The organism is Acidovorax sp. GBBC 1281 (assembly GCF_028473645.1).
GTDB lineage: Bacteria > Pseudomonadota > Gammaproteobacteria > Burkholderiales > Burkholderiaceae_C > Paracidovorax.
Genome location: NZ_CP097269.1, coordinates 4,250,396 through 4,270,203 on the forward strand (window position 1 = coordinate 4,250,396; position 19,808 = coordinate 4,270,203).

At 70.0% G+C, this 19,808-nt stretch carries 13 protein-coding genes; 9 read left to right on the forward strand and 4 right to left on the reverse strand.

The window, feature by feature from the left end; all coding sequences use genetic code 11:
- Window positions 1–215: 215 nt before the first annotated feature.
- The 8 genes from M5C96_RS19930 to M5C96_RS19965 all read left to right on the forward strand — a co-directional run bounded on the left by M5C96_RS19930 (window position 216) and on the right by M5C96_RS19965 (window position 9,103).
- A complete protein-coding gene (locus tag M5C96_RS19930) occupies window positions 216–1,178 on the forward strand; it encodes an ABC transporter permease (protein ID WP_272564891.1) in 963 nt (320 codons plus the stop codon).
- Complete coding sequence (locus M5C96_RS19935) at window positions 1,178–2,065, forward strand: ABC transporter permease (protein ID WP_272564892.1); 888 nt, start codon at window positions 1,178–1,180, stop codon at window positions 2,063–2,065. Before M5C96_RS19930 ends, M5C96_RS19935 begins: the two co-directional genes overlap by 1 nt.
- Before the next feature lie 28 nt (window positions 2,066–2,093).
- Entirely contained in the window at window positions 2,094–3,113 is a 1,020-nt protein-coding gene (locus tag M5C96_RS19940) for an ABC transporter ATP-binding protein (protein WP_272564893.1), read from the forward strand.
- Entirely contained in the window at window positions 3,110–4,048 is a 939-nt protein-coding gene (locus M5C96_RS19945; protein ID WP_272564894.1) for an ATP-binding cassette domain-containing protein, read from the forward strand. The genes M5C96_RS19940 and M5C96_RS19945 overlap by 4 nt, the downstream gene beginning before the upstream one ends.
- Before the next feature lie 125 nt (window positions 4,049–4,173).
- On the forward strand, window positions 4,174–5,664 hold the full coding sequence (locus M5C96_RS19950) for an ABC transporter substrate-binding protein (protein WP_272564895.1): 1,491 nt from the start codon (window positions 4,174–4,176) through the stop codon (window positions 5,662–5,664).
- A gap of 17 nt (window positions 5,665–5,681) precedes the next feature.
- Window positions 5,682–7,124, forward strand: a complete 1,443-nt coding sequence (locus M5C96_RS19955; protein ID WP_272564896.1) for an amidase — start codon at window positions 5,682–5,684, stop codon at window positions 7,122–7,124.
- Between the two features lie 99 nt (window positions 7,125–7,223).
- Window positions 7,224–7,829 carry a hypothetical protein gene (locus tag M5C96_RS19960; RefSeq protein ID WP_272564897.1) on the forward strand — a complete coding sequence of 202 codons (606 nt, stop codon included), beginning with the start codon at window positions 7,224–7,226 and terminating at the stop codon, window positions 7,827–7,829.
- A gap of 32 nt (window positions 7,830–7,861) precedes the next feature.
- On the forward strand, window positions 7,862–9,103 hold the full coding sequence (locus M5C96_RS19965) for an MFS transporter (RefSeq protein WP_272564898.1): 1,242 nt from the start codon (window positions 7,862–7,864) through the stop codon (window positions 9,101–9,103).
- 152 nt (window positions 9,104–9,255) lie between these two features.
- Here the strand turns inward: M5C96_RS19965 and M5C96_RS19970 are convergent, their stop codons facing one another.
- The gene (locus tag M5C96_RS19970) at window positions 9,256–10,908 is read right to left on the reverse strand and encodes a leucine-rich repeat domain-containing protein (RefSeq protein ID WP_272564900.1); all 1,653 of its coding nucleotides are present in this window, start codon (window positions 10,906–10,908) and stop codon (window positions 9,256–9,258) included.
- Between the two features lie 522 nt (window positions 10,909–11,430).
- On the opposite strand from M5C96_RS19970, the gene M5C96_RS19975 reads away from it, so the two are divergent.
- Window positions 11,431–12,519: an IS630 family transposase gene (locus M5C96_RS19975; protein ID WP_272564207.1), complete on the forward strand. Its 1,089-nt coding sequence runs from the start codon at window positions 11,431–11,433 to the stop codon at window positions 12,517–12,519.
- A 28-nt stretch (window positions 12,520–12,547) separates the two neighbouring features.
- Here the strand turns inward: M5C96_RS19975 and M5C96_RS19980 are convergent, their stop codons facing one another.
- From M5C96_RS19980 to M5C96_RS19990, 3 genes are all read right to left on the reverse strand, one after another.
- Window positions 12,548–13,759, reverse strand: coding sequence for an FAD-dependent monooxygenase (locus tag M5C96_RS19980; protein ID WP_272564901.1), 1,212 nt, complete (start codon window positions 13,757–13,759; stop codon window positions 12,548–12,550).
- Between the two features lie 102 nt (window positions 13,760–13,861).
- Window positions 13,862–16,384 carry a putative bifunctional diguanylate cyclase/phosphodiesterase gene (locus tag M5C96_RS19985; protein WP_442867401.1) on the reverse strand — a complete coding sequence of 841 codons (2,523 nt, stop codon included), beginning with the start codon at window positions 16,382–16,384 and terminating at the stop codon, window positions 13,862–13,864.
- Between the two features lie 77 nt (window positions 16,385–16,461).
- Window positions 16,462–19,800, reverse strand: a complete 3,339-nt coding sequence (locus M5C96_RS19990) for an EAL domain-containing protein (RefSeq protein ID WP_272564902.1) — start codon at window positions 19,798–19,800, stop codon at window positions 16,462–16,464.
- Window positions 19,801–19,808: the final 8 nt, after the last annotated feature.

Genomic DNA, 19,808 nt, shown 5'->3' on the forward strand with positions numbered 1-19,808 from the left:
GCGCAGGCGGGGCGGTCTGCCCCCCATGCCCCATCCCTGCCCCGTCCCCGCGCGCACTGCGCCGGCCCACCCGGACCCGCGCCGCAACGGGCACCGGTGCACCGCACGCGCCCCGCCTCCGACCGCCGTGCGGTGTTTGCCGCTATGCTGCACCCACACCGCCCTGCCCCCTTTCGGCAGCCCGGACGACTCGCGGCGCCCTTCCGATCCATCCCATGGGACCCTTCCTCCTCAAACGGTTGCTCACGCTCATCGCCACGCTGGCCGGGGCGTCGGTGGTCGTGTTCGTGGTGCTGGAGATCATGCCCGGCAATGCGGCGCAGATGCTGATGGGGCCGGATGCCTCGCCCGAGGCCGTGGCCGCCCTGGCGACGAAGCTGGGGCTGGACCAGCCCGCGCTGCAGCGCTACGGCCACTGGGTGGGCGGGCTGCTCACGGGCCAGCTGGGCGACAGCTACGCCTACGGCACTCCGGTGCGGGATCTGGTGCTGGAGCGGCTGGCGCTCACCGTGCCGCTGGCGCTGATGGCCATGGCGATCACCACCGTGCTGGCGCTGCTGGCGGGCGTGTACGCGGCATCGCGCCACAACCGCTGGGGCGACGTGGGCGTGATGGGGCTGGCGCAGATCGGCATCGCCATTCCGAATTTCTGGTTCGCCATCCTGCTGATCCTGCTGTTCTCGGTGAAGCTGCAGTGGTTCTCGGCGGGCGGCTTTCCGGGCTGGACCGAGGACAGCGGCGGTAGCCCGCTTGAGGCGCTGAAGGCACTGCTGCTGCCCGCGATCTCGCTGGCCGTGGTGCAGGCGGCGATCCTGGCGCGCATCACCCGCTCGTCGGTGCTGGAGGTGCTGCACGAGGACTTCGTGCGCACGGCCCGTGCCAAGGGCCTGTCACGCCGCGCGGCGCTCTGGGGCCACGTGCTGCGCAACGCGATGATTCCCGTGGTGACGGTGATGGGCCTGCAGTTCGCCAACCTGCTGGCCGGCACCATCGTGGTGGAGAACGTGTTCTACCTGCCGGGCCTGGGGCGGCTGATCTTCCAGTCGATCGCCAACCGCGACCTGATCGTGGTGCGCAACTGCGTGATGCTGCTGGCGGCCATGGTGATCGTGGTGAACTTCGTGGTGGACCTTCTCTATGCCGCCATCGACCCGCGCGTGAAAGCGAGCGACCTGTGATGCCCCCGTCCCCCGCCACGCCCTCCCAGCCCGTCCCGGCAGCGGGGGCCGCGCCGTCCGGCCTGCGCCGCGCGCTGCGCCACCGCAGCTTCGCCATCGGCGCGGTGCTGTCGCTGCTGCTGGTGCTGGCGGCGCTGGTGTCCTTCGTGTGGATGCCCGGCTCGCCCTACGACATGGACATGGAGGCCAAGCTGTTGCCCCCCTCGGCCGCGCACTGGCTGGGCACCGATGCGTTCGGGCGCGACGTGGCCTCGCTGCTGCTGGTGGGGGCGCGCAATTCCATCCTGGTGGGGGTGATCGCGGTGGGCATCGGCCTGTCCATCGGCACAGCGCTCGGGCTGCTGGCGGCGGCGCGGCGCGGCTGGGTGGAAGAACTCATCATGCGGATGGCGGACTTCACCTTCGCGTTCCCGGCGATTCTCTCGGCCATCATGCTCACCGCCGTGTTCGGGGCGGGCGTGGTCAATTCGATCATCGCCATCGGCATCTTCAACATCCCCACTTTCGCCCGGGTCACGCGCGCCTCCGCCAATGCCGTGTGGTCACGCGAATTCATCCTGGCGGCGCGCGCCTGCGGCAAGGGCCCGTGGCGCATCACGCGGGAGCACGTGCTGCCCAACATCGCGGCGGCGCTGATCGTGCAGGCCACGATCCAGTTCGCGCTGGCCATCCTGGCCGAGGCCGCGCTGTCGTACCTGGGCCTGGGCACGCAGCCGCCGCAACCGTCCTGGGGCCGCATGCTGAGCGAGGCGCAGACGCTGATGTTCCAGGCGCCGCTGCTGGCCGTGTGGCCCGGCGTGGCGATCGCGCTGGCGGTGCTGGGGCTGAACCTGCTGGGCGACGGCCTGCGCGACCTGCTCGACCCACGGCTGTCGCGCCAGCGCTGACGCCATCAACGCCCACGCCCCACCCACCATGCCCCTGCTCGAAGTCTCCGACCTGCACGTGCGGCTGCAAACCCACCGCGGCCCGGCCGATGCCGTGCGGGGCGTGGGCTTCACGCTCGAACGTGGCGAGACGCTGGGCCTGATCGGCGAGTCGGGCTGCGGCAAGTCGCTCACCGCCATGGCGCTGATGGGCCTGCTGCCGGACCGCGCCACCACGCGGGGCAGCCTCCGCTTCGACGGCACCGAGCTGCTGGGCCAGGACGAGGCGGCGCTGTGCCGCATCCGCGGGCGCCGCATCGGCATGGTCTTCCAGGAGCCCATGACGGCGCTCAACCCGGTGCACACCATCGGCCGGCAGGTCGCCGAGCCGCTTCGGCGGCACCTGGGACTGCCCGCCGCCGCCGCGCGCGCACAGGCCGTGGCGCTGCTGGACCGCGTGGGCATTGCCCGGGCGGCGCAGCGCTTCGATGCGTTCCCGCACCAGTTCTCGGGCGGGCAGCGCCAGCGCATCACCATCGCGATGGCGCTGGCCTGCGGGCCGGACCTGCTGATCGCCGACGAACCCACCACCGCGCTGGACGTGACGGTGCAGCAGCAGATCCTGGGGCTGATCGGTGAACTGGTGGCCGAGCGCGGCATGGCGCTGATCCTCATCTCGCACGACCTGGGCGTGATCGCGCAGAACGTGGACCGCATGCTGGTGATGTACGGCGGCACGGTGGTCGAGCGCGGCCCCACGGCGGCAGTGTTCTCGGCCATGGCCCACCCCTACACGCGGGGGCTGTTCGCGGCCCGCCCGCGGCTCGACGCGGCTGCGTCGGGAAGGGACGCCCACGGTGCGCGCGTGCGCCTGCCCACCATCGCCGGCACGGTGCCGGAACTGGTGGACCTGCCGCCCGGCTGCCCGTTCGCAGGCCGCTGCGGCTTCACGGTGCCCGCGTGCTACCCGGCCCTGCCGGCGCCCGTGCCGCTAGGCGACGGCCATTCGGCCCGCTGCATTCGCCTGGACGCGGTGGCGGCAGCGGCGGCGCAGGAGGGCCGGGCATGACCTTGGATGACACTATCAAAAACATAGCAACCACGACAATCAGTACTAGGGCACAGGGCCGATTCGACCCCGAAGAGCCCCCGCTGCTGCAGGCCACCGGCCTGGTGCGCGAATACGCCCTGCCGCGCGAGCGCCTGTGGTCGCCACCACCCACGGTGCGGGCGCTAGACGGGGTGAGCCTGTCCATCGCCCCCGGCCGCAGCCTGGGCGTGGTGGGCGAATCCGGCTCGGGCAAATCGACGCTGGCGCGGCTGGTGATGGCGCTCGATGCGCCCACCGCCGGCAGCGTGCACCTGCTGGGCCGCGACCTGCACGCGCTGCCGGCGGCCGAACTGCGGGCCGCGCGGCGCGATTTCCAGATGGTGTTCCAGGACCCCTACGGCTCGCTCGACCCGCGCCAGACGGTGGCGCGCATCGTGGCCGAGCCGCTGCAGGCACTGCCCGCCACGCCGGGCACGGCGAAGGTGTCGCGTGCCGAGCAGCGCGAGCGGGCCGGCGAGGCGCTCGCCCAGGTGGGCCTGCGCACGAGCGACCTGGACAAGTACCCGCATGAGTTCTCGGGCGGGCAGCGCCAGCGCATCGCCATCGCGCGCGCGATCGTCACGCGGCCGCGGCTGGTGGTGGCCGACGAGCCGGTGAGCGCGCTCGATGTCTCGGTGCAGGCCCAGGTGCTGAACCTGCTGCAGGACCTGAAGGAGCGCTTCGGCATCACCTACCTGCTCATCAGCCACGACCTGGCCGTGGTCCACCACCTGTGCGACGAGGTGGTGGTGCTCTACCAGGGCCGCATCGTGGAGCGCGGCACGCCCCAGGCGCTGTTCACCCAGGCCGAGCACCCTTACACCCGCGCGCTGGTGGCCGCCGTGCCATCCATCGAACCCGGGCGGGCGCGTGCGGCGGCGGCGCGGCGCGCCCCGGCCGGGCCCGGGGTGTAGTAAAAAGCCTGTTGGCCGCCGAGGGCGCGTGCCGCCGGCCGATCCACCCCGCCGATCCGATGCCGCCGCCCGCCCCCTCGCCTTCCGTCCCGCCCCTGGTCTGTTCCTATCCGGAGAATCCGCCCATGCTGAACCGTCGCACCGTCCTCGCCACCGGCGCCCTGGCCACCGTGCCGCTCGCCGCGCCCCTGCAGGCGCTGGCCCAGGGCAAGAAGGACGCCGTCACCCTCGCCATGACGCTGGAGCCCCCGGGGCTGGACCCGACGGCCGGCGCGGCCTCGTCCATCGGCGAGATCACGCTGTACAACGTGTTCGAGCCGCTCACCAAGATCAACGCGGACGGCAGCGTCTCGCCACTGCTGGCCGAAAGCTGGGAGGTCTCGCCCGACCTCAAGACCTACACCTTCAAGCTGTGCGGGAACGTCAAGTTCCACAACGGCGCGCCGTTCAACGCGGCAGCCGTCAAGTTCTCGTTCGAGCGCGCGGCGGGCGACAAGAGCACCAACAAGGACAAGCGCACCTTCGCCAACCTGACCACGCAGGTGGTGGACGACCTCACGGTGGTGGTGATCAACAAGGACATCGACCCCGACCTGCTCTTCCTGCTGGGCCAGGCCACCGCCGTCATCGTGGAGCCGGGCAGCGCCGACACCAACGCCACCAAGCCCGTCGGCACGGGGCCGTACCGGCTCGAATCGTGGAGCAAGGGCGCCTCGGTCACGCTGGCGCGCTGGGACGGCTACCGCACGGCGAACGCGATGCACATCCGCCGCGCGACCTTCCGCTTCATCTCGGACCCGGCCGCGCAGGTGGCGGCGCTGATGGCGGGCGACGTGGACGCGTTCCCGCGCGTCACGCCGCGCAGCGTGGCGCAGTTCAAGGCCAACCCGCGTTTTCAGGTGATCGTGAGCGGCTCGCGCGCCAAGACCATCCTGGCCATCAACCAGCAGAAGAAGCCGCTGGACGACGTGCGGGTGCGCCGCGCCATCGCGGCCGCCATCGACCGCAAGGCCGTGATCCAGGGCGCCGGGGACGGCCTGGGCGTGCCGATCGGCAGCCACTACGTGCCGGGCGCCTTCGGCTACCTGGACACCACCGGCATCAACCCCTTCGACCCCGAAAAGGCGAAGAAGCTGCTGGCCGAGGCCGGCGTGAAGACCCCGCTGGAGCTGACCATGACGCTGCCGCCCACGCCCTACGCGCGCCAGGGCGGCGAGGTCATCGCGGCGCAGCTGGCCAAGGTGGGCATCGTCGCCAAGCTGCAGAACGTGGAGTGGGCGCAGTGGCTGAGCGGCACCTACGGCAACAAGAACTACGACCTCACCCTCATCTCGCACGTGGAGCCGTTCGACCTGGGCAACTTCGCCAAGCCCGACTACTACTGGGGCTACAACTCACCCAAATTCAACGCGCTGTACGAGCAGATCAAGAACGCCGCCCGCCCCGCCGACCGGGCGCGCCTGCTGGGCGATGCGCAGCGCCTGCTGGCCGAGGATGCCGTGCATGCCTTCCTCTACCAGCCGCAATGGGTCACGGTGGCCAACAAGAACCTGCGCGGGCTGTGGAAGGACATGCCGATCTTCGTGAACGACCTGTCGGCGATGTCCTGGGCCTGAGCGTGAACGAGCCCGCCATGCCCCAGGCCGCCTCCACAGTGCCCGCATCGTCCGCCTCATCCGCACTGCACGACCTGCCCGCCCACGCCCTGCACGACGCCTACCGCAGCCGCCGACTGTCCCCGGTGGAGGTCACGCAGTCGGTGCTGGACCACATCGCCCGGTGGGAGCCCCACCTGTGCGCCACCTACCTGCTGCGCCCCGAAGCGGCCCTGGAGCAGGCCCGCGCGAGCGAGGCGCGCTGGCTGCGCGGCGCCCCGCAGGGCCTGCTGGACGGCGTGCCTGCCACCATCAAGGAAAACATCGCCACCGCGGGCGACCCCACGCCGCTGGGCACGGCCGCCACGGTGCTGGTGCCGGCCCCGGCCGATGCCCCGCCGGCGGCGCGGATGCGCGAGGCCGGCGCGGTGATCGTGGCCAAGACCACCATGCCCGACTACGGCATGCTGTCGTCCGGGCTGTCGAGCTTCCATGCGCTGGCGCGCAACCCCTGGGACCGCTCCAAGGGCCCGGGCGGCTCCAGCGCCGGCGGGGGCGCGGCCGCGGCGGCGGGCTACGGGCCGCTGCACATCGGCACCGACATCGGCGGCTCGCTGCGCCTGCCGGCCAGCTGGTGCGGCATCTTCAGTTTGAAGCCCAGTCTGGGCCGAATCCCTATCGATCCGCCCTACACCGGCCGCGCCGCCGGCCCGATGACGCGCACCGTGGCCGACGCCGCGCTGATGATGCAGGTGCTGAGCCAGCCGGACGCGCGCGACAGCATGGGACTGCCGTTCCAGCCCATCGCCTGGGGCGATGCTGCGCGCGGGCCCGAGCGGCTGCGCGGGCTGCGCCTGGGGCTGCTGCTGGATGCCGGCTGCGGCCTGCCGGTGGACCCCGAGGTGCGCGCCGCCATCGAGCAGGCCGCGCGCTGGTTCGAGGCGGCGGGCGCCCGCGTGCAGCCCATGGCGCCCTTTATGACGCCAGACATGCTCGACGGCATGGACCATTTCTGGCGCATGCGCTCCTACACCGACCTGCAGACCCTGCCCGAGGAGCGGCGCGCCCGCGTGCTGCCCTACATCCGTGCCTGGGCCGACAGCGCCGCGGGCCTGTCGGGCACCGCAGTGTTCCACGCCAGCCAGCAGTTCCACGCGACGCGCGTGGCCACGGTGCAGGCCTGCAGCGCGTTCGACTACGTGCTCTCGCCCGTCGCGCCCCTGCCCGCCTTTGCGGCCGAGCTGCCCTCGCCCACCGACGACCCGCTGCGCCCGCTGGAGCACATCGGCTTCACCGTGCCGTTCAACATGTCCGAGCAGCCCGCCGCCTCGGTGAACTGCGGGTACACGGCGGCGGGCCTGCCGATCGGGCTGCAGATCGCCGGGCCGCGCTTCGACGACCTGGGCGTGCTGCAGGTCGCCCATGCCTTCGAGAAGATCCGCGGGCCGCAACGCCCCTGGCCCCAGCCCCCCGGGGCCTGACGGGTGCGCCCGCGAGCGCGCCTTTCAGACCCAGATTCCTCTCAACCCTGCCCCGCTTTCCTTCACTCGTTTTCCCGACACCACGGCCCGACCCCGCACATGGACACCTTTCTTCTGGCGATCCTGATCGCCACCGGCACCTACGCCCTCAACGCCCGCCAGCAGCGCCGGCGCATCGCGCTGCTGGCGCGCCACCTGGCCAACTACCAGATCGAGAAGCTGATGGAAAACCTCACCGAGGGCTACCTGCGCGCCCTGGGCGAGAGCGAGCCACAGCGGCGCGACCAGATCTGGAGCCTGCTGACCACCACCGAATCGCAGCTGACCGACCAGTTCAACCGCTTCACGGCCGAGTTCTCGCGCCTGGACCCGTCGCTGACCCGTGTGAGCCGCATCGCGGTCGGCCTGCCGTTCGCCCACCAGCTGTTTCCATCGGCCGCGTTCGACATGCGCAAGGCCTTGCTGGTACACGCCCAGGGCATCGACCGCGCGGTGCGCAACGAAGCCGGCCGCGATGCGCGCGACAAGGCCTTCACCCTGTCGGCCGAGCTGTTCCTGATGCAGCACACCTGCCACTGGTTCTGCAAATCGAAGACCGTCGCCTCGGCCCGCATGATGGCGCTGCACCAGACGCCTTACGACCAGCTCGTGGCCTCCGTTTCGCCGGAGACGCGCAAGGCCTATCTGGCGCTGGTCAACGGCTGACCACCCTCATCGTCCCCACCCCGCCATCGCCCATGCCGACCGCGCCCGCCGCACCGCCACCCGCCGCCCTGGCGCCGCGCGCAGCCTGGGGCATGCTGCTGGCGCTGGTGTCGGGCTTCGCGCTGAGCCAGGCGTTCCGCACCATCACGGCGATCATCGCCACGGGCCTGCGGGCGGAGTTCGGGCTGTCGGCCGCGGCGCTGGGTGCCTTCGCCAGGGCGTTTGCGTTCGCCTTCGGCACCATGCAGCTGTTCATGGGCATCGGGATCGACCTGTACGGCGTGCGGCGCACGCTGCTGGCGGCGTTTCCGCTGGCCATCGCGGGCGCGCTGCTCTCGGCGCTGGCGCCGGGCTACGGACTGGTGCTGCTCGGGCAGGCGCTGATCGGCGTGGGCTGCGCCCCGGCCTTTTTGGTGTGCACCGTGTTCATCGCTCGGCATTTTCCGGCCCAGCGGTTCGCGGTGGTGTCGGGCGTGGCCATGGGCGTCGGTGGCCTGGGCATGCTGTTCACGGGCACGCCGCTGGCCTGGCTGGTGCAGCACGCGTCGTGGCGCTGGGGGTTCGGCGTACTGGCGGGCCTGGCCGCGCTGGCGTGGCTGCTGATCTTCTGGAAGGTGCACGAGCCCGCGCGGCCGCACGCTGACGGCGCCCCACGCGAATCGGTGGGCGCCGCCGTGCGCAGCTTCGCGGCGCTGTTCCTGCTGCCGCACACGGCAGGCATCGTGCTGCTGGCGCTCAACACCTATGCATCGTTCCTCGCACTGCGCGGGCTGTGGCTGGGGCCGCTGCTGATCGAGCGGCACGGCTTTTCGCTGGTGCAAAGCGGCAACGTGGCCGTGGTGGTGTCGCTCGTGTCGCTCTTCAGCCCCGCGCTGTTCGGGCGGCTAGACCCGGGCCCCGCGCGGCGCCGGCGCTGGATCGCCGGGTTCACCGGCGTGCTGGCCATGGTGTTCCTCGCCATCGGCCTCGTGCACCAGGCCTGGCTGGACGTGGGCGGCGCCATCGGCGTGGGGCTGCTGTCGGGCTACATGGTGCTGCAGTACGCCGACGTGCGCTCGGCCTATCCCGCCGCGATGACGGGCCGAGCCATGGCCGTGTTCACCATGGCGATGTTCCTCGGCGTGGCGCTGATGCAGTGGCTGACCGGCGTGGCGGCCGCGCTGGCCCTGGCGCAAGGGGCCGATCCCTACACGGCGGTGATGCTCACGATCGCAGCGCTGTTGATGGCCGGCGTGCTGGCCTTCCTGCGGCTCCCCGCGCCGGCCCGCGTCTGAGCCCCTGCCGCGGAGCGGCGGCGATGGGACATACAAACAGAATCGGCCTCCAGCGCAATAAACACTAGGGAGGATTGCTATCGATTAAATAGCAAATCACAAAAGTGGGCACTGGAACCATCGCATCTGCAAAGTCACGGCATGCGGTCTCTCTAACGGATATCCCACTCCTTGAGGAGCTCCTCGGCCCTCGCCTTGATGTAGCTGTCTGCACTTTCTCGCGCCAGGCGGGACTCCTCCAGGGCTTCAGCCTCTGGCATTCCATCTTCCAGACCCGCTTCGTATAACTGGGCAGAGACCCAGGTGGCGGCCGCATCCTGCGCGGCCTTGCCCAGCTCATCGTGCATGGTGACATAAGCTCGCAGAGGTGGCCAGATGCGCGGATGGTCAGGATCGGGCGCGAGCGGGTCGAGGTCATTGAGGAGTTCATGGCGCGACATGCGCAGGCCGGGATCGCGAAGAGCGGCCCGCATCAGGTCAAGCGCCACGCCTGGGTGCTGCACATGCATGATCTTGTGCTCCAGCATTATTGAAAATCCCGTAATGACGTCGCCTGCCAACGCCGGGCCGCCATGCACTTGCGTCATGCCATCGGCATCCACTGCCTTGAGGGTGTGTTCGCCCAAAAACTGGCTGAAGCTGCTTCGGAACTCGGGAGACGCGATGGCCTCCGTCACGATTTGATCCAGAAGGCCCGTGTCCGCCGGTGTCAGCGGCTGTCCGAACATCATCGCGTCGTGGGACAACCCTTGCCTCCACTTGTCAAAGCGTGCGCTCAGATCGGGGTCGAGGCGCCGCAGCGCACGCCTGAGTTCAGACCCGCGGCTCCTTGACGGCCCAGCCTGCCCGGCCACGGGCGTCGTCGGTGGCCGCGTCCTGCTTGCGGAGGCCTGCGCCGCTTGCTGCGCGGCCTGCGGGTTGCGGATTTGCTGCAGTTGGCGGCGCAAATGATCTGGCACCTTGATTTCGCAGTGGGCGGGCAACCGGGCAAGGGACTGGGGCAGGGTCTGCAGCTTCGTGCCTTCCAAGTCCAGGGACTGCAGGTTGGCAAGGTCTCCCACGCTGTCGGGCAAGCGCTCCAGCTTGGTGTTCCCTTTCAAGACCAGTGTCTGGAGCCCCTGCATGTCTCCGATGTTTTCGGGCAACTCCCGGATGTGCGATGAGTGCGACACGCTCAAATGCGTCAGGTGGCGCAGGTCGGTGATGCTGGCTGGCAGGCTCGCATATTTCCCGTTGCCCAATTCGAGCGTGCGCAGGCTTTGCATTCGGCCCAAGTCGGCGGGCAGTTCCTTCAACGAATTCGCGGGCAGTTGCAGGGTGTGCAGGTTGGGGAGAGACGTCAGCGACGCTGGCAGCCTCTTCATCTCCTGGTTGGTGGCCAGTTTCAGATGGCGCAACTGGCCGAGTTGTCCCAGGCTTTCAGGCAGCGAGGTCAGCCCGGTATTGGTCAACGACAGCTCTTGCAGGCCTTGCAACTGGCCGATCGCATCGGGCAACGTCTTGGCAGGAAGGCCCCATTCCACCACGAGCCTGGCGCTTTCTCCGGTGGCCACACGGCGGATCGCGTCGGCCACCCGGCGCAAGACATCCTGCGACGTGTCTCGATCTTCGACGTCGTCGTAGAAGTTGACGTACCTGTTCGATTGCCCTGCCAACGGCAGGCTGCGCTCGAGCCACTCGTCGATGTCGCGCGCAACGCTCCTGTCCAGCGGAACCGACGAGGCACCCGCCGCCGGGGCCGGGTGCGGCGGCGAACGCAGCGGTGAGTTGGAAGCGCGCCCGACCACGGAGCTTCTGGGCGCCATGGTGTTTGCCGTCGGGGCGTTTTCGCGACGCCGCCCAGCCAGTGGACTGCTGGCGCTTTCCGCTGCACGCGGAGAACTGCGTGGCGGTGTGTTCTCGGCAGGTGCACTCTCCGTTGGAGCGGTTCGGGGACGAGAATGGAAAAGGCGATGGATATGGTTGCGCATGGAGGTACGCCGAAGGCGTCACGGCTTTGGAGTTCGCAGGAACCCCAGGCTACTTCCCGTTGACGGCAACCGCTTAACGGAACCGAAAAGGTTGCCATGCCGCGCGAACCAACTTCCCGGCTCGCGCTCCACAGGGGCGTTCATGGGTCGCCGAAGTCCTGTCGCCAGGATCGGCACCCCGGAGAAAGCCAGCCGCTCTTCGCATACCGAAAGCGCCTGCTCTCCTCACCCAGCATCCGCTTGCTTCAAGCCCAACCGGCCTCCACCGCAATCAGCACTAGTGGTGTGCACCAGAGATTCGCATGAACTTCTATGATGTGTTTCTGGCGGCTGTTTTTTGCAGCCCGGGAGCACATCATGGCCCGACCGCATGCCGTTGCTATCGAGTTGAGCGAAGCCGACCGAGCTGTGTTGCTCGGTTGGTCACGCCGTCGCAAGACCGCCCAGGCCTTGGCGCTGCGAGCACGCATCGTGCTGGCCTGTGCCGATTCAGCAGCGACCAACACGGCGATTGCCGAAGCCATGGGTTTGAGCCTGATGACGGTGTCGAAGTGGCGTCGGCGCTTTGCCCAGCATGGCATTGCCGGCCTCGACGATGCACCCCGCTCAGGCGCTCCGCGCACGATCCTGGACGAGCAGGTCGAGGCCGTGATCACCACGACGCTGGAGACCGTGCCAGAGAATGCCACCCATTGGTCCACCCGTACGCTCGCCGCTCATCTGGGACTGAGCCAGACCACCATCTCGCGCATCTGGCGTGCCTTTGCATTGGCGCCGCATCGCACCGAAGGCTTCAAGCTCTCCACCGACCCGTACTTCGTCGACAAGGTGCGTGACATCGTGGGGTTGTACTTGCATCCACCCGAGCGCGCTCTGGTGCTGTGCGTGGACGAGAAGCCCTCCATCCAGGCCCACAGTGATACCGCTCCGGCCATACCCATGCAACCGGGCCAGCCGGAGCGCCACACGCATGACTACCTGAGACACGGCACGACAGACCTCTTTGCCGCCCTCGATGTCAAGGCCGGCACGGTCATCGCCGAGGTCCACCGACGTCATCGCAGCGTGGAGTTCCGTCACTTCCTGCAGACCGTCGAACGTGCCACGCCCGCGGAGTTCGAACTGCATCTCGTGCTCGACAATGCCAGCACCCACAAGAGCCCGATCATCCAGCGCTGGCTGCTCAGGCATACGCGTGTGCACCTGCACTTTACGCCCACCTCGGCCTCTTGGATCAACCTGGTGGAATGCTGGTTCTCGATCCTCACGGCGCGTCGGCTCAAGCGCGGGAGATTCCCCTCGACCCGCGCCCTGGAGAACGCCATCCGCGCCTACGTGGCTACCAACAACGTCAATCCCAAGCCCTTCGTCTGGACCAAGACGGCCGATCAAATCCTTCAGTCCGTTGCAGAGTTCTGCATACGAACTTCCGGTTCACACCACTAGGGCGTATAGCTATCAATTTAATTGCAAACTAAAGTGAACTGGCGCTGGAGCCATCGCCCCGGTAAAGCCAGGGCACGTCCAGCAGACGCTCGCCCAGCAGCCGCAGCGCGGCGTCGCGTGCCCAGCGCACCGGGCCGGTGGCGTGGAATATCCGCCCGTTGCGCGTGGAGCGTGCCTGCACCCGGGCGTTGCGCTGCCAGCGGTTCAGGGCGTAGCGGCGCAGGCGCAGCGGCACGTCCAGGTCGTGCATGGACAGGGCGCGCTGCAGTTCGGCGGCATCTTCGATGGCCATGCCGGCGCCCTGCGCGAGGTAAGGCCGCATGGGGTGCGCGGCATCGCCCAGCAGGGCGACCCGACCGCGCGCCATGCCGTCGGCGCCGCGCACGGGCGGGCGATCGCACAGCGGCCACAGGCGCCAGCCGCCGCCGGCGTCGGCCACGCCGCTCACCGCCTGCTGCAGCGCGGGGCAGGCACCGCGCAGCGCCGACGCCAGCCCGGCGGCGTTGGCGGCGTGGTCCCAGCCCTCCAGGTCGTCCGGCGCCGGCCCTTGCACGATCACCACCAGGTTCTGCAGCTCGCCCCGGCGCACCGGGTACTGCACGGCATGTAGGCGCGGCCCCAGCCACGCGGTGACCTGGCGGGTGCGCAGCACGTCGGGCAGGGCGTGCTGCGGCACCAGCGCGCGGTAGGCCAGGTGCCCCGTCACGCGCGGGCGCGCGTCCCCCAGCAGCGCGGCGCGCGTGCGGCTCCACAGGCCATCGGCACCCACCAGCGCATCGCCCTCCACCTCCTTGCCGCGGCTGGTGCGCACGGTGACGACGCCCTCGGCATCGGAGAAATGGTCGATGGCGTGGGCCAGCGAGATCTGAGTGTCGGTGTACTTGGTGACGGCGGCGAGCAGCAGCCCGTGCAGGTCGGCGCGGTGGATGGTGGCGTAGGCCGCGCCGTAGCGCGCCACGGCCGTGGGCCCGAGGGGCAAGACGGCCAGTTCGGCACCGCTCAGCGCGCTGCGCACCTGCAGACGCTCCGGGAACGCGGCCACCGACTGCAGCCGGTGCTGCAGGCCCCAGGCCTGCAGCCGGCGCACGACGTTGGGGCCGAGCTGCACGCCCGCGCCCACTTCGCTGAAGGCCTCGGCGCGCTCGTACAGCCGCACGTCCCATCCCGCCCGGGAGGCGCCCAGCGCCGCCGCAAGCCCGCCGATGCCGCCGCCGGCGACCAACACCTGTTGTTTCTGCATGCGGACGATTGTGCCCGCGGCAGGGCTGGCACCCGCAGAGCACAGATCAAGGAAGAAGCGATCCCGCCCTTCGCAAGGGCCGGGTGCCGGCTCCGCCGGAGCTCAGAGCGCGGGCCGCACCGCCCGCTCCAGCACCGTGGCCGGCGCCGGGCGCCCGAACAGGTAGCCCTGGAACGCATGGCAGCCGTGGCGCTGCAGGAACTGCAGCTGGCCCGTGGTTTCGACGCCCTCGGCCACCACGTCCAGGTCCAGGCTGTGCGCCAGGGCGAGGATGGTGCGCACGATGGCAGCGTCGTTGGGATCGGTGAGCACGTCGCGCACGAAGCCCTGGTCGATCTTGAGCTGGTCGATCGGCAGGCGCTTCAAGTAGCTGAGCGACGAGTAGCCGGTGCCGAAGTCGTCCAGCGAAAAGCCCACGCCGTGCGAGCGCAGCTTTTCCATGCGGGCGATCACGTCCTCCACGTCGGTGAGCAGCAGGCTTTCCGTCAGTTCGATCTTGAACAGCCGCGGCTGCGCCCCGCTCTCGCGCAGCGCCTGCAGCACCTGGTCGACGAAGTCGGGCTGGCGGAACTGGCGCACGCTCACGTTCACCGACAGCACCAGATGCGCCGTGGCCGCGCTGCGGGACCAGGCCACGAGCTGCCGGCAGCCGTGCTCCAGCACCCACTGCCCCAGCGGCACGATGAGGCCGCTCTGCTCGGCCACCGGGATGAACTCGCCCGGCGACACCATGCCGCGCTGCGGATGCTGCCAGCGCACCAGCGCCTCGGCGCCGAGCATCTGGCCGCGCCGGTCCACGATGGGCTGGTAGTGCAGCATCAGCTCGCCCACCTGCAGCGCGCGGCGCAGCTCGGCTTCCAGCGCGGCCCGCGCGCTGACGGCGGCCTGCATGCCGGGGTCGAAGAAGCGCACGGCGTTGCGGCCGGCCGCCTTGGCCTGGTACATGGCCATGTCGGCGTGCTTGAGCAGGTCGTCAACGCTGCCGGCGGATTCGCCGAAGAGCGTGAGCCCGATGCTCGGCGTGCTGTGGTGGCTGATGCCGTCCAGCAGGTACGGCAGGCTCAGGGCGTTGCCGATCTTGCGCGCCAGCAGCGAGGCATCGGCGCTGGCGGCCCAGGCCTCGGCGGGCAGGCCTTCGGCCAGCACCACGAACTCGTCGCCGCCGAAACGGGCCACGGTGTCGCTCTGGCGCACGCAGCCTTGCAGGCGCTGGGCGACCTGCACCAGCAGGCGGTCGCCCATGTCGTGGCCGAGCGTGTCGTTCAGGTCCTTGAAGTTGTCCAGGTCGATGAACAGCAGCACGCCGTGCCGCCCCGTGCGGCCGACGGACAGCGTGGCGCGGTAGAGCCGGTCGATCAGCAGCCGCCGGTTGGGCAGGCCGGTGAGCACGTCGAAGAACGCCAGCCGCTCGATCTCGGCCTCGACCTGCTTGCGGTCGGTGATGCTGCGGCCGACGCCCCGGTAGCCCTGGAACGCACCGGCCTCGTCGAACACGGGCACGCCGCTGATCGACACCCAGTAGGCCGTGCCGTCCGATGCCAGCCGCTGCAGTTCGAGCTCCCGGAAGGGCTCGCGCGCATCGAGCAGCCGGCGGTGGGCCGCCCAGTCCTCCTCGGTCATGTTGAGGGCGCCCAGCTCCCAGCGGGTGCGCCCCACGACTTCGCCGGGCTCCATGCCCACGGGGTTGCGCCCGCCCACGAAGTGGATGAACCGGAAGGATGCGTCCTGCTCCCAGTACCAGTCGGAGGAAAGGTCGCTCAGGCTGCGAAAGCGCGCCTCGCTCACCCGCAGTTCGGCCTGAGTACGCACGTGGTCGGTCACGTCGGTGAAGGTGCGCACCATGCCGCCATCGGGCAGTTGCGTGGTGTGCACCTCCAGCGTGCGCCCGTGGCGCGTGCGGCGCCAGTAAACCGCGGGCGACGGAATGCCGCCAGCACTTTGCACATAGGCACGCGCCTGCGCATCGACCAGCTCCGCGCTTTCGCCGAAATCGCCGCGCGCTCGCTGCAGCTGCTTGAGCTCCATCAGCGTGGGCCGGGCATCGAGCAGTGCGCGCGGCAGCTCCAGCAACTCCAGCACCCGGTCGTTGTAGACGGTGATGCGGCCATCGGGTCCCACGGTGTACAGGCCCTGGCTCATGCTGGCCAGCGTGGTCTGCAGCAGCGAGCGCTGCGAAGGGGGTTCGTCCGGCCACGGCAGCGCGGGCGCGGCGGCGGGCATCGGACCGTGCGGCGCATGCGCCTGCAGCAGCGCCGCCAGCCGCTGGGCCAGTTGCGGCAGGTGCGCGCCGCCTTCGGCGCGCAGCACGTAATCCCCGGGGCCCAGGCGCAGGGCACGCGCGGCGAGCGCCTCCTGCGCCGGGTCCAGGCAGAGCACCAGCGGCTGGGTGCGCGCCTGGGCCGCCCAGTCCGGCAAGGCGGTGGCACTGCGTTCCAGGTCCAGCACCAGCGCCTGGCAGGTTCCCGGCACGGCGAACATGGGGGATCGCGACACGCCATCGCGGCCGGCCGCGAAATCCGAGGGGGACACCTCCCAGTCGGGGCGGTGGCTGGACAGCCATCGCATCGCCGCGCGGGCCGGTGCCGCGCCGGCGCCCACCCATCCGATGCGCGGCCGCGCCGCCATGGCGGTGGAGACCGGCGCGCCGCCCGTTCCCAGAGGGCACGGGGCGGCAGCGGCAGGGGAAACGGTGGGCAGCGCGCTCATGCCATGCCGGCTTCTGCGGCCGTGGGCAGGGCGCCCGGCAATTGCTGGTCGCGTTCGAACTGGGCCACCGGGCTCGGCCGGCCGAACAGGTAGCCCTGGAAGCCTTCACAGCCGTGCAGCTTGAGAAACGCCAGCTGCCCGGTGGTTTCCACCCCTTCGGCGACCACCTGCAGGTCCAGGCTCTTGGCCAGGGCGAGGATGGTGCGCACGATGGCGGCGTCGTTGGGATCGGTGAGCACGTCGCGCACGAAGCCCTGGTCGATCTTGACCTGGTCCAGCGGCAGGCGCTTCAGGTAGCTGAGCGACGAATAGCCCGTGCCGAAGTCGTCGAGCGAGAAGCCCACGCCCTGCTTTTTGAGCTGGGCCATGCGCTGGATCGCGTCCTCGATGTCGCCCAGCAGCAGGCTCTCGGTGAGCTCCAGCTTGAGCCGCTGGGGGTTGGCGCCCGTGCGCTGCAGGGTCTCCAGCACCTCGGCCGCGAAGGCCGGCTGCCGGAACTGCCGGGCACTCACGTTGACGGCGATGGTCAGCCGCGCGGTGTCGGGGTGCTCGGCCCAGCGCACCAGTTGCTCGCACGCCGATTCGAGCACGAAGCGCCCCAGCGGCAGGATGAGCCCGGTCTGCTCGGCCAGCGGGATGAAGTCGCCGGGGCTGATCATGCCGCGCCCGGGGTGGTGCCAGCGCACCAGGGCTTCGGCGCCGCACAGCTGCGCGCGGTGGTCCACGATGGGCTGGTAGTGCACCGCGAGTTCCTGGCGGGCCAGCCCCTGGCGCAGGTCGGCTTCCAGGTGCGAACGGGCGTGCACCTGGGCCTGCATCTCCGGGTCGAAAAAGCGCTGCGTGTTGCGGCCTTCGGCCTTGGCCTGGTACATGGCCAGGTCGGCGCGCTTGAGCAGCTCGTCCACGCTGCGCGGCTGGTCGCCGAACAGCGTGATGCCGATGCTCGGCGTGCTGTAGTGCTGCTGCGTGCCCAGCATGAAGGGCTGGTTGAGCTGCAGCAAGAGCTTGTCGGCCACGTGCTCGGCCTGCGTGGCCGCCTCGGTCAGGCCGGCGTCGAGGTTTTCCAGCATCACCACGAACTCGTCGCCACCGAAGCGCGCCACCGTGTCGGTGGCCCGCACGCACGACACCAGGCGCGTGGCCACCTGCGCCAGCAGTTGGTCGCCCATGTCGTGGCCGAGCGTGTCGTTCAGGTCCTTGAAGTTGTCCAGGTCGATGAACAGCAGCGCGCCCAGCTGGCCGTTGCGCTGGCAGACGGCGCTGGCGCGCTGCAGGCGGTCCAGCAACAGGCGGCGGTTGGGCAGGCCGGTGAGCGCATCGAAGAAGGCCAGCAATTCGATCTGCTGCTCGGCCTTCTTGCGGTCGGTGATGTCACGGCACACGCCCAGCAGCCCGGTGACATGGCCGTGCAGGTCCCGGATGGGGGTCTTGATGGTTTCGAAGTAGCCCTCGTAGCCGTCTTCCTGGAACGTGAGGGTCTCTTCGTACACCAGTGGCTGCCAGGCAGCCATGGCGCGCTGGTCGAGCTGGCGCACCCGCTGGGCCTCGACGGCGGGTAGTAGATCGTCGTCCGACAGGCCGATGATGTCGCGCTCGCGCCGCCCGATGAAACGCTCGAAAACGGGGTTGCACGACAGGTAGCAGCCGTTCGCATCCTTGAGGAACACCACGTCGGGAATCGCGCTCACAAGGCTGGCCAGGCGGGTGCGCTGCTGCGTGAGCTCCAGCGCCATGCGCTTTTGCTCGGTCAGGTCGAACGCGAACACCACCACGGCCACCGTGCGGCCATCGGCGGCGACTTCCGGCACCAGCGTGGTGTGCCAGAACTGGGCACCATGGGTTTTGGGAATGCGGTGCTCGAACACCACTGTCTCGCCCTGCAGCGCCCGGTCGAAATGCGGCTGGATCGGGGCCATCAGGTCGGCGGGCAGCACGTCCACGAGGAACTGGCCTTCGAGCTCATCGACCGGGCGGCGCAGCCAGTGCGCCTGCGAGGGGTTCACGTACACGATGCGCAGATCGCGGTCCAGCCGCGAGACGCCGCCCGGCAGGTGGCTGAGCAGGCTCGCCAGTTGCACCTCGTGCGCGCGGCTCAGGTCCTGGGCCTCCCGCTGCTCGGTGACGTCGGTCAGCACGCCGTCCCAGATCACGCGGCCCTTGTCCAGCGGCCGGGGGGTGGAGCTCATCCGCATCCAGCGCAACTGGCCGTTGGCCACGCGCATGCGCACCACCGAGTCGCCGACGCCCATGGTGCGGTAGGACGCCTCGTCCGACGCGGCGCAGGCCAGGCGGTCCTGCGGCTCCATCTGCTCGAAGAACAGGGTGGCATCGTTCACCACCGCCTGGGCCGAAATGCCGTTCAGGCGCTCGATCGCATCGCCCATGTGCACGAAATGCCAGCGGCCGTCCGCCTCGCGCACGCGCTGGTACAGCACGCTGTCGGGCAGGTTGCGGCCCAGCAGCTGCAGGCGGCGTTCGCTTTCCAGCAGCCGGGCCTCGGCCTCGCGCGCCCGGGCGAAGGGCATGCGGATGCCGGCGATGAACACCGCCTGGAACATCAGCGCATACCCCAGCACGCGCAAGGCGTGCGCGAACGTGTCGACGAAAACCGGATGCAGCGGGTACAGCAGCATGGCGAATTCCGCCAGCGCCAGGGCGGCCGCCGCGCAGGCCATGATGCGCCGGCGCCCCCGGCCGCGCTCCCTGCCGGCGGTGTCGTGCACCCGGTACATCACCCAGGCTGCAACGGCCATGACGCCTCCGAGCAGCGCGTCCGCCCCCATGGCGAAGCGCTCGCCGTGCGCCAGCCCGAACTGCTCGGGCAATCCGCTGGAGGCGGACCACACGAGCACCAGCGACACACCGGCCGAGGCCACGGCCCAGGCCCGACCGGGCCCGTGGAACGACACCCGCAAAGCGAACAGCAGCAGGGTCAGCGCCTCGACCCCATGGGCCAGCAATCCGAAGTAGGAAGAGACATTCGCCCGCGTGACGGACGCCATGCTTTCCATCTGGTGCAGCAGGACGGCGTGAAGGAAATTGCAGACCGCAGCGGTCGCCAGCCCAGCCACGAGCACGTTGGCGCGGCCTTGCTGCGTATCGTCGAGCATGTGCAGGGACACCGCCACGGCCAGCAGGCCGATGAGCACCACCACCATGTCGAGGAAAGGCTCGAGGCCGTGCAGCCCCTGCAGGCCCGAGCCCAGCAGTTGCACCACCGGCACCAGCAGCAGCGCCAGCACCGCCACCACCAGCATCAGCGTGACCGCGGGCGCCTCCGACAGAAGCGTCCGCGCGATGGCTGCAGTGACCGGACGGTGGGGAGGGGGGGTCATGGCGGCGG